The sequence below is a fragment of the Fulvivirga sp. genome, assembly GCF_040220315.1.
Lineage (GTDB): Bacteria > Bacteroidota > Bacteroidia > Cytophagales > Cyclobacteriaceae > Fulvivirga.
Map to the genome: position 1 here is coordinate 1 of NZ_JAVJUY010000087.1, position 13,957 is coordinate 13,957.

The following is a 13,957-nucleotide window of genomic DNA, read 5'->3' on the forward strand; positions in this document are numbered from 1 at the left end:
CTTCACATCTCTTGGTAGATGCGGTACTTTCTATGAAATCATTAGAAGGTAGTAATAACTTCTGGGCAACTTTTGATAACTGGGGTTGGGGGGAATTTTATACCTATGTTGAATTGAATGATGATACACAGTTCAGTTCAACTGACTCCAAGCAATTTTTAGATAAGCATATTGGTGAAGAAAATAGAAAAAGAGCAGGGTTGGAGCTTATTGCTCAGCCTATCGCATCTATTCACACTACTACAGGAATTTTAAATGAGATATCACCAACCAGGGATCAAAGAATTCTAGATTTCTTACAGTTGATAGCGGCAATTATCGTTTTTTTGGCTGCCATAAATTATGTGAACCTATCTACAGCTAAAGGGATAAAACGTGCCAAAGAAGTTGGTATTCGTAAAAATCTAGGGGCTACGCGTGGGGCGTTAACAGCTCAGTTTGCGCTAGAATCAATGGCACTTAATCTGTTGGCATTGGCATTTGCTGTTACCATCATTCAAATTATACAGCCATGGTTGATCAACGGTATAGGTGAAGCATTCGAATCCTCTGTTTTTGCATCAGACTCGTCAGTTTATTTGAGTCTGATTCCTATTGCAATAGCCTTGCTGTGGTCGACATTTCAGCCGGCTTTGGTTATTTCCAACTTTTCCGTGATAAAGGTAATGAAGGGTAAAGTGTCCGATAATGGCAATGGTAAGTTCTATCGCAATGTTAGTGTAGGAATACAATTTGCCGTCTCGCTGATACTGATGATCACCACCTATGTTATCTATGAACAAATTCGTTACTTCCAAAACTATAATCTGGGAATAAATATTGACCAGAAAATTATTGTAAACAAACCCAAAGAACAAGTTGATAATTATCTTGAGAAAGCCATCACATTTCGTAATTCTCTTGAAAGTTTAGCCGCAGTGCAAAATGTGTCTGCCTCGGGCAGTGTTCCTGCACATGGCTTTAATTGGGCTACTAACAGCATGCGTAGAGTTGACAAGCCCGCAGAAAGAGTAGGAGAGTATGGCATCAATGTGACCTATATTGATGAAGAATACGTTGAAATTTATCAGCCAGAGGTGCTCCTTGGTAGCACATCCATTAATGATTTTAGTAATGAGAAAAAAGCAGTTATTAACGAAAGTGCACTTAATCCATTAGAAATCGAGTCGTTAGAGCAGGCCATTGGCATGAAGGTGACCAACGATGGTAAAGATGAGTTTGAGATTATTGGCGTAATTAAAAATTATCAGCATACATCTCTGCTAATGGAAAGTAGGCCGGCCATTTTTATTTTTGAGAATAACCCACAGTACTTTACTATTCAATATAATTTGGGTAATCAGGGGCTGGCTAGAACTAACCAGTTAATCACAGATATAAACAAACTTTATAACGCTGCATTTGGAAGTGTAAATTTTGAATATGCCTTTTTAGATGAAAAATTTGCAGAAGAGTATCGCTACGAGTCGTTTCTTGCCAACATCATTATAAGCTTTACAGGAGTTTCAATTCTACTAGCTGGAATGGGATTATTTGGTCTGTCGTTTTTTAATATGGAGCGTAAGACCAAAGAAGTAGGTATAAGAAAGACACTCGGAGCGTCTACAGTATCCTTATTTAAGGTGAATTTTACCCCAATTTTTAAATTATTCATAATGGCGTCAATATTTGCCATTCCACTTGCCATGTTAATAAGTACTAAATGGCTGGAAGACTATACTAATAAAATTGATCTTAATATCATTTATTTCATTATTCCAGCAGGCATATTGTTAGTTGTGATGCTTTTTACAGTAAGCTACCATCTGCTCAAGTTAAACAATGTAAATCCTGTTGAAAGCCTAAGATATGAGTAATACTAACAATCGCGTAACATTCTTCATAGTAGGTTAATCGTGCAATACCGATTGATAATTGACAGTTAATAGTTTGGATATTATGAGGTAAAAACTAGACGATACATTTGCATTGTATGGTTAATAGATACCCGTTTGATTTTAACATAAGTTATAAGATAATCAGGCGAGGTATCTTTTTTTGTTTATACCTATGAAAAAGGAATTAAGAAGAGATGTAGAAGTAGTAGTGATCTCTGATGTGCACCTTGGCACATATGGCTGTCAGGCAGAAGAACTACTGCAATATCTCAAAACTATAAATCCAAAAAAACTCGTTCTTAACGGTGATATTATTGACATGTGGCAGTTCAGTAAGCGCTATTGGCCGTCATCACACATGCAAATTATTAAGTATATCACCAGCGTACTCAGCCATAAGACTGAAGTAGTGTACATCACAGGTAATCACGATGAAATGCTCAGACGATTTGTTGGGTTTAAGCTTGGCTCGTTTCGCATAGAGAACAAGCTGGTTCTTAAACTAAATGGCAAAAAAGCATGGTTCTTTCATGGTGATGTATTTGATGTTACCATGCAATATTCCAAGTGGTTGGCTAAGCTAGGGGCTGTGGGTTATGATTCCTTAATCATCCTCAATACGTTCGTGAATTTCTGTCTTCGTTCAATGGGTAGAGGTAAAATATCGCTATCAAAGCGTATTAAAGACAGCGTAAAAACCGCAGTTAAGTTCATTGATGACTTTGAAACCACTGCCGCAGATATTGCTATCGATAATAAATACGATTATGTGATTTGCGGGCATATCCATCAACCACAACATAGGGAGATAAGCACTTCCAATGGAAAAGTAACTTACCTAAATAGTGGTGATTGGGTCGAAAATATGACTGCTCTGGAGTATAATGATGGTCAATGGTCAATCTATGATTTTAGAACAGACGAGTTGGCTAAACAAATCAAAAAATCGAATGGTAAAGTGAAGGAGAAATATCGATCTAATAACGATTTGTTTCAGGACATGGTCACAGAATTTTTAACAGTTTCAAAAAAATGAAAATCCTCTACGCAATACAAGGCACTGGTAATGGCCACATGAGTAGGGCCATGGATGTTGCACCGGCATTGGAAAAGCATGGTCAGGTTGATTATATGGTAAGTGGTGCGCAGGCTGACATTGTTTTGCCTTATTCAATCAAATACAAATCGAAAGGGCTGAGCTTCTTCTTTGGAAAGAAAGGAGGGATAGATATAGGTAAAACCTTCAATGAAAATAGCAGTAGACGAATTTGGAAAGAAGTTCATGACCTGCCTATTGAACAATATGATCTGATTATCAATGATTTTGAACCTATATCTGCCTGGTCAGCTAAACTAAAAGGCAAAAAAGTCATTGCATTAAGCCATCAGAGTGCTTTACTTTCTAACAAATGTCCCAAGCCTAAATCATTGGATATTGTGGGGCAATCCATCCTTAAAAACTATGCTCCGGCTACAAAGCATTATGGCTTTCATTTCAATTCTTTCGATGAGAACATCTATACACCAATCGTTAGGAATTCTATCCGCCAAAAAGAATTAACTAAAAATGGGCATTACACCGTCTATCTACCAGCCTATTCAGATGAAAAAATCATTAAAGTGCTAAGCCAGGTAAAGGGAGTGGATTGGAAGGTATTTTCAAAACACACTAAATCAAGCCACTGGCATGAGAATGTAAGCATTGAGCCCATTAACAATGAGCGCTTTGTGAATTCGCTTACAAGTTCCATTGGAGTACTTTGCGGTGCAGGTTTTGAAACGCCATCAGAGGCACTCTTTCTAAAAAAGAAATTGATGGTGATACCCATGAAAGGCCAGTATGAGCAGCAATGTAATGCTGAAGCTTTAAAAAAAATGGGAATTCCTGTTGCTAAAAAACTTGGTAAAAAATCAGTGATGAAAATTCAAAACTGGATAGATTCTGAACAAAACATCGAAGTAAACTATCAAGACGAAACCCAGGCAATTGTAGACAAAATAGTGGCTAATGAACTCTGAGACTAAAAAGAATAAAATACTCATTATTGATGATGATAAAGACATACTTGAACTTCTTGCCTACAACTTAGAAAAGGAAGGCTATGAGATCGAAACAGTTAGTAAGAGTACAGATAGTTTAACTGCCGCTAAGAGCTTCCAGCCAGATCTTATCATTCTGGATATTATGATGCCAAAAATAAATGGCATTGAAGTATGCAGGCAACTTCGAGAAAGCTCTGAGTTTAATAATACTTATATATTTTTTCTTACTGCTAAGTCAGACAAAGAGCTGCAAAATGAAGCGTTAGAAACCGGGGGTGATGATTTTATACAAAAGATTACCGGACTCAGAGCTCTGACCCATAAAATAAGTACAGTTCTTAAAAGGAAGCTGATTATCCGTAAATGCGTAAAGGAAATTCATCTCGGGGATCTTACAATTAACAGAAAAAACAGATCAGTGGCTTACAAGGGTAAAGAAATTGTCTTGTCAGAATCTGAATTTGAAATTATTTATTTCTTTGCTCAAAATCCTAAAAAAATCATTTCAAGGGATAATTTACTCAATAACATTTGGGGACCCGATGTGTATTTGCTGGCAAAAACGCTAGACACTTATTTGATGAATGTTGCAGAAAAGCTTGGCACAGAATTGATTAAGCAGGTGCGGGAGGGGAAGTATAAGCTAGAAAAAGTAGGTTAAGAACTTCTGTCAATTGCGCGTAGTGAAAGCAGGTAGTCTTTATTACTATCCTCTAGTTCCCACTCCAATGCTTTAAACAAAGCAACGGCTGCTTCTGAAATAGGGTAGTTAGGATAGTAATTATCACGCGCAAAGTGGACGAACTTTAAGACCATAAACCCATCAAACCAACGATGAAAGTTCGATCTAAAGGAGTTTAAATTGGAAGAATTTCTTTTGATACGAACTACATGCTCTGTTAACTCAATTGTTTTTCCAAATTCAATGAGTAGTTCGGGTATTTCATCTAACCAACTGTTTAATAGTGAGTTATAATCTACAACCAAATTTAATTTGGTGTAAAATTCTTTCAAATCATCAAAGATTTTGAAGTTATAAGTTTCTAAATTTCCTTTATTCAACCAATCATTCACTGCCTTGCCCGTACCAAAAGGTACCCGATCACTTTTACGTGGAGAAGGAATAATGCGAGTGGTATTCAACTCACCAAAATTGCCCAGTGGAATTATCTTGTGTAAGAAATAGAAATCTTCTCCTGCTTTTCGTCTGTTCATTCCACCTTGCTTTTGATACTCAGCGTTGCGTACCGCCATTGAAGAACCAATGGTTTGGTGTGCAAATGGAAAGCCTGCATATCGTAAGGCATGCACATAATACCTTAAAAAAAGCTCATAATCAATAATGGCTTCATACACCTCATCTTCAAATTCTCCTTCCAACGGATGCTCAAAATAGATACTACAACCCGGGCAATTTTTATGCTGGTCAAAGTATCTTTCTAACTCTAACAAATAGTTATCATCGCATTGACTATCAGCATCATAACATACAATAATTCCATCCAACTTATCTATGCTTGTTAGTCTATAAGCAGCCTCATCCATCGCTATTTTTCGAGCCAAACCTACACCAGCATGTTTTGGTGGAAGAACTTCTAATATTGGGTAAAATTTTATATGATTAGTGTTATAAGTTGTGGCGAACTGCTGTGCCTTTTCAAAAGTCTTTTGGTTAAATTGTTTTATATCTTCAGAATCATCTTCACTGTGGTTAATCACAATGATTACCTCTACATCAACGCGACCAGGATGGCAATAAGCAATGCTTGCGAGGCTTTCAATCAGATTAGGCTCGTTAAAACAAGGAATGGTAATAACTATGCCGAGGTTATCAGATGGCTTATCTACTAATATTTGATTTTTGTAAGCGTAACGTTGAAAATATACACTACTCAAGGTGCCAGCCTATTGATCTTCCACTTGTTGTCAATCAATGTGTACGAAATTCTGTCATGTAATCTGCTTGGTCTTCCTTGCCAGAACTCAATATGAAAAGGATTTACCCTGTAACCTCCCCATTGTTTTGGTTTTGGTAAAACGCTGTCTTTTTCAAATTTCTTAATTAATTCTGCTTCTCGCTGTTCTAAAATGGCTCTATTCTTTATTGCACTACTCTGCGGAGATGTCCAGGCGCCAATCTGGCTTTCCTTAGGTCTGCTTTGGAAATATTTGGTAGACATTTCTTCACTCACTTTTTCTACATACCCTTGAATTCGAACCTGTCGTTCTAATTCTGGCCAGAAGAAGTTAATCGAAGCCACTGGATTATGCTCAAGTTCTCTGCCTTTATCACTCTGATAGTTCGTGTAAAACACAAAACCCTTGTCTACCTCTTTTAAAAGCACAATTCGATTAGCAGGGATGCCATTTTTATCAACTGTAGCCAGGCTCATTGCGTTTGGCTCGAGCACTTCAGACTTTAATGCCTCATCAAACCATTTGTTGAATGTATTTATCGGATTTTTATCTACATCATTTACATCTAACGACAGCTTGGTGTAATCCTTTCTGATTGAAGAAATATCTTTGTTCATAGGCCAAAAATAAATTGTTTAGAGATTAATCACCCGATGATTTTTAATAAATAAATCTTTTGCGGTTAATTGAAGTATGAAATTGAGTATTGAGTTAGAAAGTGCTAGTTCTCAGCAGTGGATAGATGCTGTAATGAACGATTTTGACACATTCCTTCAAGACCATGCCGATTGTGAGCGTAAAGCCTCCGCGATGGCCATGAGCTTTGTAGCTAAGTTTCCAGATCGGGTGGAGATTATCCCTGAATTAATAGAGACAGCTGTCGAAGAACTCGAACATTTTCAGCAGGTTTATGAAATAATGGAAAAGCGCGGAGTACGCTTGCCCGCTAAAATGGGGCAGGACATGTATGTGAAAGAACTGGTTGACAATTGCAGGTCAGACGTAGAAAATCGGTTTCTTGATAGACTTTTACTTGCATCCATCGTAGAATGTAGGGGAGCTGAGCGGTTTAGATTAGTGTATGAGAACCTCCCTGAAGGCGATTTAAAGAAGTTTTATCACAATCTCTGGGCAAGTGAAGCAAAACATGGAAATATCTTCGTTAAAATGGCCCTAAATTATTTTGATGAAGATATTGTTTATAATAGATTGAAAGAGTTAAATAAAATAGAAGCTGAAATACTCAGCAAGCAACCAATTAAAGCAGCATTGCATTGATGGATTTTTTTAAATTTAAAAACGACCTAAAACCGGAAAAGGGAAAGCTGTTAATTTCAGAACCTTTCCTGCCCGACCCTAATTTTGAGCGCACTGTAGTTCTTATGTGTGAACATAATGACGAAGGTTCTTTTGGGTTTATTTTAAACAAGCCGAGTGCTGTTAACTTGGAGGATATTATCGAAGATGTAAACGATTTTCCGGAGCCAGTGCACATTGGCGGCCCTGTACAGCAGGACACTTTACACTTCATTCATAAAGCAGAATATTTAGAAGGCGGAGTAGATTTGGGCAACGGTCTTTTTTGGGGTGGCAACTTTGAACAATTATTGATTTTAATAGATACAAAAAAAATAAAAGCAGAAGATTTTAAATTCTTCGTTGGTTATTCGGGTTGGTCATCTGGTCAATTACAGGAAGAACTGGACGCTAATTCATGGATAGTGACTCCTAATGCCACAAGTACGCTCGTGTTTGACCATGATTCGGAGGCTTTATGGAAGCGCGTATTAAAAGGTTTAGGCGGACGATATAACGTCTATTCAAATTATCCCATTGACCCAAGACTAAATTGAATGAATTTACTAATTTTACGCTTTATGAAGACGTAATCGGTATATGATGGACAACGAGAAGGAATTACAGGAACAGGAAGGAGAAGCTAAAGAAATACCATCTGTTACACCTGAAAATGGTGAAGAACTTAAGAGTGAAGCTACAGAAGCAGAAAACGTAGAGGCATCAAAAAGTGAGGCAGATGAGGTAAGTGAAGTAGCTTCAAATACCCCTGAAGTAAGTGAATCTAAAGATTCTACTGAAGAAAAAAACGCACCAAAAGAAGAACCTGCAGCAAATCAGAAAGGTTCAAAATCAAAAAAAGAGGTAGAGTTAACCTCTGAAGAAGATCTACCTGAAAAATCTGAGGAAGACGAGGAAGAGGAAGAAGAACACGAAGATGTTGACTATAGCAACCTGAACAAGGAAGAACTGGTAGCTGCTATTCGCGAGCTTTCTCAAAGTGCTAATTTCATTAAGGCAGAGCGTAAAGCACGTGAGATTAAGCCTTATTTCGATGAAATTAAAGATAAGGAACGACAGGCTGCTTTAGATAAATTTATAGCTGAAGGTGGCGAAGAAGGAGATTTTGATTTTAAAAATGATGAATTAACCGATCGGTTTGAAGCGAATTATAAGCTAATTAGGGATCACAAAATTCAATATGTCAAAGATCAGGAAAACCGAAAAGATGCCAACCTCAAGAAAAAACAAGAGATCTTAGAAAAACTGAGGGAGTTTGTTGATTCTGAGGAAACAAATATTGAATTCAACGCATTTAAGGCCATACAAACAGAGTGGAAAGAAGTTGGACCAGTACCTGGTGCTTACGCTAAAACACTTTGGGCAAATTACAACGCACTAGTAGATAGATTTTTTGACAACAGGCATATCTACTTCGAATTAAAAGAATTAGACAGAAAGAAAAATCTAGAGTCGAAACTAGAACTTTGTGAAAAAGCAGAGGCACTTTCTCAAGAAGAGAATGTGAACCAGGCTATTAAAGACCTGAACGACTTACACCATGAGTTCAAACACATCGGCCCAGTGCCTAATGAAGAGCGTGAACCACTTTGGCAGCGTTTTAAAGCGGCATCCGATGCAGTTTATGACAGGAGAAAAGACTTTATAGATGGTCTAAAAGAGGAATTAGAAGCTAATTTAGTCGTTAAAGAGGAGCTGGCTAAACAAGCACAAGAATTCACACAATTTGATTCAGATCGAATTAAAGATTGGAACAAGAAAACCAAGGAACTCCAGGAAATACAGAAAAAGTGGGAGGCAACTGGAGGTTTACCACGGGCTAAGGCGAAAGAAGTGAACAAGGCCTTTTGGTCTTCGTTTAAAACTTTTTTTAACAATAAAGGTCAGTTTTTTAAGAAGCTGGACTCAATGCGTGAAGGCAATCTGGAGAAGAAGAGAGTACTTCTGGAGAAGGCGAAAGAGCTTAAAGATAGTACAGAATGGCAAAAAACTGCCAATGAGCTTAAGAAGCTTCAAACTGAATGGCGTGATATTGGACCAGTACCTGAAAAATTCAGGGAGTCGGTTTATCGGGAGTTCAAAGAAGCATGTGATTACTTTTTCGATCAGAAAAGAGCCCAATTGGGTGAAGCAGAAAAAGACTTTTCTGAAAATCTAAAAAAGAAAGAAGCTATCTGTGAAGAAATAGTGAAGCTCGCAGAAAACAAATCTTCTGATCTTGAAAAATTCAGACAATTGCAAGATCAGTACAATGATATTGGTTTTGTTCCCAAAGGTGCGATTTCAAAGATAAAAAGTAAATGGTCTGAAGCTGTTGATAAGTTTATCAATAGTATTGAAGGCATTACAAATGAAGAAAGGCAAAAAATAAGGATTGAGAACCAGATCAACAAGTTGAAATCGAGCCCGAATGCTAGTGATAAAATATACCGTAAAGAGCAAACTATTAGAAAGCAAATAGGGCAATTGGAGAATGATATTGCCGTTTGGAAAAACAATATGGAATTCTTCGCCAACTCAAAAACTGCCGATAAATTAAAAGGTGAATTTGAGACAAAAATAGATGCTGCAGCCAAGGAGTTAAAAGGATTAAAAAGCCAACTAAGAATTGTAAGAGAATACTCTTAATTTTTTTTCAAAGATGTTTGGTTTTAAAACCGAAGAGTATTAGAATTGCACTCGCTTCTGAAATGAAGCACTAAGGAACGCCTCCTTAGTCATCCGCCAACTGGCGGAAACTGACTTGAAAGGCAAACGCCTCCTTAGCTCAGCTGGTAGAGCAACTGAATTGTAATCAGTAGGTCATTGGTTCGATCCCGATAGGAGGCTCAAAAGCCCTGACATTATCGTCAGGGTTTTTTGTTTCTGAAAGGCCCAACTAACCTGGTCATTTTGTAGTGAAAAGAAGAAATCTATGCCAATTAGAAAGTAAAGATCATTTACATGATGGCAAAGATGTCTGCACTTCGTTACGACATGACAAATTCTGATTCTATGAAATACACCACCAAAGAAATCAAACCAGGAATTCTATCTATCAGTATTACAGCTGAAAATGATATTGAAGCTGATTTACTCCAAAGAAAAGATGCCGATAAGGATGAAATTATCGATGTGTATTATCAGGATGCTGTGAGTAAGTTCAATGAAAATTTTGAGTTATCTCAGATCATCGACATCATCAATTGGCCGAATGCTGCAGTTGTAAAATATGAAGTTGTAATGGGTGCCAAAAGGTAGTTGGTACCCTTAATCGCCCACAATACAACATTTATTAATTAACTATGATCAAATTATTCGCTAGGCAATGCCAAAATAGGCAACTCAGAATGAAAGATCAGTTTTTTGGTTTCGCTTTTACCAAATATTCGTTCGTATAAATTGTGCTTTCTGGGAACCACTGCTAAGAGCTGAATAGTATGTTTCTTAATGTATTCTTGCAATCCATGCTCCACATCATGATCTAGAATGAAGTGGAAGTGATGTGGTATATTTTTAAAATACTGCTCAAATCGTTTGGCAGAAGTAGTCTCATCTTCTTTAAGCGCCTCTTTTTCACTAATATGTACTATGTGAACCTGGCTTTTAAATAAGGTGCAAATGTCTCGTAGTGGTTTCATAATTTCAGGCTCAAAATACTTATAGTCACTAGCCAGAGCAATGTGTTGCAGCGATGTATACTTTTGATTCTCAGGCAGAATTAAGATTGGGTATTTAGAGTCTTTCACAATATAGAATGCATTCGTGCCCAGTACCGCCTCGCTAAAAGTATGCGCACCTTTGGTTCCCATAATGATCAGATCAATGTCTCTTTCATTGCATTCCAATTGCAATAGGTTTTCAATGAAGCCGTGCTTGCAAGAATAGGAGTAGTTTACCTCTTTTAACTCATCTATTTTACGAATCATATCTTCAAATTGGCGTTCTATTAAATCATCCTGTTCTTTAGATATAACATCAATGCCTATAGTCATTGCGGCTTCGCCATGTGCAATAGGTATGCTAAATGCATGAAGTATTACCAATTCCTCAGCCTTGATGTCTTTAGCCATCCTGGCTGCATATCTTATAGCATTGGTCGCACATTCTGAGAAATCTGTTGGAACTATTATTCTTTTTATCATGGCAGTAGGGTTTTAAAAAGCAGGCCCTCTAAGTCAGGTTTTCTAGTTTTTTCTGCAACTAAAAAAGGTTGAAACTCAAGCCCAAAGTGCCTGCCCTTATTGTTTAATGAACGGCTATTTCTTTTTTATAAGATTTAGCAAGTTCTGGTTTTTTTGGTAAATCCAACCTTAAAATACCGTCTTTGTAGGTAGCTTCAATTTTTGAAATATCTACAGTATCTGGTAGAATAAAGGTTCTTGAGAATGAATTGTAATTAAACTCTTTACGAGTATAATTTTCTTCGTTGATCTCTTTATCATCTGTTAATTCACTGCTAATGGTTAACTGATTATTTATGATATCAACTTTGAAATCATTCTTTTTCATGCCTGGAGCGGCAAGTTCAATCTTGAATTCCTTTTCGTCTTCAAGCACATTAGCAGATGGCATTTTGGTCCAGCCATTTGCCCAGTCGAGGTTCATCATTCGATCGTTTTCGAAGAAATCATTGAAAAGCGTGCTTACACTAGGAAGCACCGCTTGTTTTTTAATTGTTTTCATAATTACTCCTGTTTAAAGTGATGAATAATTCTTGACTATAAAGTAACTGGAATTGCCGTTAAAAGGGTATGATGTCCATCACACCATGCCCTGATTCTCATCAACCTTCGAAAGTAATCTATACTTAAGTGGATGAGCCACTGGTACCCGTGCCACATAATAAAGTCATGGCTCTATGTGACTGTCATGCATAATGGTTCATAGAACTTGACAATTGTCAATAATACCAATGATAGGAGTCAGCAGTTAACTTTTAGGATGTATTTATATTTAGCTAAACATAAGAACAACAACTATGAAACTATTAGAAATACATTCTGGGCCATTCCATAGATTTGGTTCCAGGTACGGTAGTTTATTCGACAGTTCACATTTATTAGGCAGAGGTATTTTTGATGACACCTGGCTAGTAAAGAAAAAAAGTGATCAGTTGAAAACTACTGTCGCGAATAAGAAAATGAAAAGAAAAGTAAAAGGTGTTTAACAAAATCCAAAACAAGTGATTAAAATACTGCTGCCTACTGATTTCTCTGATTCGGCCAATGAGGCTGCAAAACTTGCTATTGAAATATGCAAATTGGTAAAAGCCAGTATTACTTTTTTACACCTTATGAGCTTTCCTCAAGACTATGATCAATTAAAACCAGAGCAGCGAAAAAAGAAGTACCCGGATATCACTCACACTCATGAAATGGCTCTGGTTAAACTTAATGAGCTTAACAATGAAGCACGAAATGCTGAATTAAGTAGCGAGTCCTTAATTAGAAATGAATCGAGCCTGGATTTCGTGAAAGACTATGCCTCTAAATATAATTTTGATTTAATTGTTCTAGGCTATAAATCCAGCAATGATACGCTTGCAAAGAAGTACAATAGTTTTGCCAAGCACTTAGTTGACACTTCTGAAACACCTGTTCTAATTCTTAAAAGACCAATTAATACGCTTAAAAAGGCAGCACTTCTTTCTGATTTCAGTGATGAATACGTCATTAATGAACCGTGGATTAACAGTTTTATTACCAAATTAAAAATAGACCTGACACTTGCCTGCATTAACACGCCTTCGGTATTTTTTGATACCAGAACAGCAATGCAGCGCATGGATCGTTATAAAAAACACTATGACACACCACCTGCCTCATTATTATATAATGATTATCAGTTTGGCAGTGGCATAAAACACCTTTGCGAAGATCTAAAACTGGATTTAATCATCATGAACACACACGGAAAAACAAGAAGAACTTATTCAGGAAGTAGTATCACCTCTCAGGTGGTAGCAAGCACTAATTGCTCAATTTTAAGTTTACCAGTAGGCGTATAGTTACATGTAGTTATGTGACTTTTAGGTAGAACCAACGTCAGACTAGTATTTAAATGTAACATGACCATAGCAAACAATCCTATCATCGAATCAGTCGAAGCTGCGCCTATTGAAAAAGCACTATTTTATCGGGCATATTCTATCGCTGACCACATTGATATCAAATCATTTAAGTTAGATAATACGTCAAAACTGATATTTTCATCAAGTACAGAATTGTATTATCAGGAAAATATGTATAAGTACCTGTACATACTTAGCCACGGTACTATTGTGTTTTTAAATTATGAAAAGAGTGATGAAATCCGGTTTATTGAGCGCATAAAGAAATATTGCCAAAAGTTTAATCCTGTATTCTACGATGATATTTTGCATGTAAAATTAAGCTCAAGGGAAGAGCTGTCGGTTTCATTTAGCAAACTAACAATCAATCAGTTTAATAATGATGTAAATAAGATTATTATGCTCAATTTATCACAGTCGGTTACACTTGATAAATACAATTTTGAAACGGAACAATTGTTGGGTGAAATCAGAAAGCACACTAATTCCATGGAACAGCGGGGCACAATAGAAATCAGTCAGAAAAATGCATTAAAATTTATCGGCAAGACCTTATCTACCAAAAATAATATAGCTGAGAACCTCTACATCATAGATACCCCAGATAAAACCTGGGAAGATGAGTATATTAATAATCTGCACAAAAGTTTAACATTATATTTTGAACTGACACCCCGTTATCGCTCAATTGAAAATACGATTAAAATAATTGAAGATAATTTGAGCATTTTCACCACATTCAATCACCACA

Annotated in this window: 15 protein-coding genes and 1 tRNA gene; 12 read left to right on the forward strand and 4 right to left on the reverse strand. The window is 36.8% G+C overall.

Features of this window, described 5'->3' with window-relative positions:
- From RLO81_RS03830 to RLO81_RS03845, 4 genes are all read left to right on the forward strand, one after another.
- A partial coding sequence (locus RLO81_RS03830; protein WP_350107479.1) for an FtsX-like permease family protein occupies positions 1–1,856 on the forward strand: 1,856 nt, incomplete at its 5' end.
- 193 nt (positions 1,857–2,049) lie between these two features.
- Complete coding sequence (locus RLO81_RS03835) at positions 2,050–2,913, forward strand: UDP-2,3-diacylglucosamine diphosphatase (protein WP_350107482.1); 864 nt, start codon at positions 2,050–2,052, stop codon at positions 2,911–2,913.
- Positions 2,910–3,896: a glycosyltransferase family protein gene (locus tag RLO81_RS03840; RefSeq protein WP_350107485.1), complete on the forward strand. Its 987-nt coding sequence runs from the start codon at positions 2,910–2,912 to the stop codon at positions 3,894–3,896. Before RLO81_RS03835 ends, RLO81_RS03840 begins: the two co-directional genes overlap by 4 nt.
- The gene (locus tag RLO81_RS03845) at positions 3,886–4,581 is read left to right on the forward strand and encodes a response regulator transcription factor (protein WP_350107487.1); all 696 of its coding nucleotides are present in this window, start codon (positions 3,886–3,888) and stop codon (positions 4,579–4,581) included. Before RLO81_RS03840 ends, RLO81_RS03845 begins: the two co-directional genes overlap by 11 nt.
- Here RLO81_RS03845 and RLO81_RS03850 read toward each other — a convergent pair.
- Positions 4,578–5,816, reverse strand: a complete 1,239-nt coding sequence (locus RLO81_RS03850; protein ID WP_350107490.1) for a glycosyltransferase family 2 protein — start codon at positions 5,814–5,816, stop codon at positions 4,578–4,580. The genes RLO81_RS03845 and RLO81_RS03850 overlap by 4 nt on opposite strands.
- The gene (pdxH, locus tag RLO81_RS03855; protein ID WP_350107493.1) at positions 5,813–6,454 is read right to left on the reverse strand and encodes a pyridoxamine 5'-phosphate oxidase; all 642 of its coding nucleotides are present in this window, start codon (positions 6,452–6,454) and stop codon (positions 5,813–5,815) included. Before pdxH ends, RLO81_RS03850 begins: the two co-directional genes overlap by 4 nt.
- 76 nt (positions 6,455–6,530) lie before the next feature.
- Here pdxH and RLO81_RS03860 point away from each other — a divergent pair, with 76 nt between their 5' ends.
- The 5 genes from RLO81_RS03860 to RLO81_RS03880 all read left to right on the forward strand — a co-directional run bounded on the left by RLO81_RS03860 (position 6,531) and on the right by RLO81_RS03880 (position 10,394).
- Positions 6,531–7,115 (forward strand): MiaE family protein, encoded by a 585-nt coding sequence (locus RLO81_RS03860; RefSeq protein WP_350107496.1) that lies wholly within the window; start codon positions 6,531–6,533, stop codon positions 7,113–7,115.
- Positions 7,115–7,690 carry a YqgE/AlgH family protein gene (locus RLO81_RS03865; protein WP_350107499.1) on the forward strand — a complete coding sequence of 192 codons (576 nt, stop codon included), beginning with the start codon at positions 7,115–7,117 and terminating at the stop codon, positions 7,688–7,690. Before RLO81_RS03860 ends, RLO81_RS03865 begins: the two co-directional genes overlap by 1 nt.
- A 46-nt stretch (positions 7,691–7,736) precedes the next feature.
- Positions 7,737–9,782 (forward strand): DUF349 domain-containing protein, encoded by a 2,046-nt coding sequence (locus tag RLO81_RS03870; protein ID WP_350107502.1) that lies wholly within the window; start codon positions 7,737–7,739, stop codon positions 9,780–9,782.
- Positions 9,783–9,910: 128 nt separating this feature from the next.
- Positions 9,911–9,983 (forward strand) — tRNA-Thr (locus RLO81_RS03875).
- 114 nt (positions 9,984–10,097) lie between these two features.
- Positions 10,098–10,394, forward strand: a complete 297-nt coding sequence (locus RLO81_RS03880; protein ID WP_350107505.1) for a hypothetical protein — start codon at positions 10,098–10,100, stop codon at positions 10,392–10,394.
- Positions 10,395–10,447: 53 nt separating this feature from the next.
- Here RLO81_RS03880 and RLO81_RS03885 read toward each other — a convergent pair whose 3' ends face one another.
- Positions 10,448–11,278 (reverse strand): universal stress protein, encoded by an 831-nt coding sequence (locus RLO81_RS03885; RefSeq protein WP_350107508.1) that lies wholly within the window; start codon positions 11,276–11,278, stop codon positions 10,448–10,450.
- Positions 11,279–11,381: 103 nt separating this feature from the next.
- On the reverse strand, positions 11,382–11,819 hold the full coding sequence (locus RLO81_RS03890) for an Hsp20/alpha crystallin family protein (protein WP_350107510.1): 438 nt from the start codon (positions 11,817–11,819) through the stop codon (positions 11,382–11,384).
- Positions 11,820–12,114: 295 nt separating this feature from the next.
- Between RLO81_RS03890 and RLO81_RS03895 the strand changes: the two genes are divergently transcribed.
- The 3 genes from RLO81_RS03895 to RLO81_RS03905 all read left to right on the forward strand — a co-directional run.
- Positions 12,115–12,303: a hypothetical protein gene (locus RLO81_RS03895; protein ID WP_350107512.1), complete on the forward strand. Its 189-nt coding sequence runs from the start codon at positions 12,115–12,117 to the stop codon at positions 12,301–12,303.
- A gap of 15 nt (positions 12,304–12,318) precedes the next feature.
- Positions 12,319–13,143, forward strand: a complete 825-nt coding sequence (locus tag RLO81_RS03900) for a universal stress protein (protein WP_350107515.1) — start codon at positions 12,319–12,321, stop codon at positions 13,141–13,143.
- A gap of 60 nt (positions 13,144–13,203) precedes the next feature.
- The coding region (locus RLO81_RS03905; RefSeq protein ID WP_350107518.1) for an RMD1 family protein at positions 13,204–13,957 on the forward strand (754 nt) is incomplete at its 3' end.

Bases quoted from the DNA above. Each gene is read 5' to 3' on its own strand.
- RLO81_RS03835 (WP_350107482.1), top strand. From the start codon at position 2,050: ATGAAAAAGGAATTAAGAAGAGATGTAGAAGTAGTAGTGATCTCTGAT.
- RLO81_RS03840 (WP_350107485.1), top strand. From the start codon at position 2,910: ATGAAAATCCTCTACGCAATACAAGGCACTGGTAATGGCCACATGAGT.
- RLO81_RS03845 (WP_350107487.1), top strand. From the start codon at position 3,886: ATGAACTCTGAGACTAAAAAGAATAAAATACTCATTATTGATGATGAT.
- pdxH (WP_350107493.1), bottom strand. From the start codon at position 6,454: ATGAACAAAGATATTTCTTCAATCAGAAAGGATTACACCAAGCTGTCG.
- RLO81_RS03860 (WP_350107496.1), top strand. From the start codon at position 6,531: ATGAAATTGAGTATTGAGTTAGAAAGTGCTAGTTCTCAGCAGTGGATA.
- RLO81_RS03865 (WP_350107499.1), top strand. From the start codon at position 7,115: ATGGATTTTTTTAAATTTAAAAACGACCTAAAACCGGAAAAGGGAAAG.
- RLO81_RS03870 (WP_350107502.1), top strand. From the start codon at position 7,737: ATGGACAACGAGAAGGAATTACAGGAACAGGAAGGAGAAGCTAAAGAA.
- RLO81_RS03880 (WP_350107505.1), top strand. From the start codon at position 10,098: ATGATGGCAAAGATGTCTGCACTTCGTTACGACATGACAAATTCTGAT.
- RLO81_RS03885 (WP_350107508.1), bottom strand. From the start codon at position 11,278: ATGATAAAAAGAATAATAGTTCCAACAGATTTCTCAGAATGTGCGACC.
- RLO81_RS03890 (WP_350107510.1), bottom strand. From the start codon at position 11,819: ATGAAAACAATTAAAAAACAAGCGGTGCTTCCTAGTGTAAGCACGCTT.
- RLO81_RS03895 (WP_350107512.1), top strand. From the start codon at position 12,115: ATGAAACTATTAGAAATACATTCTGGGCCATTCCATAGATTTGGTTCC.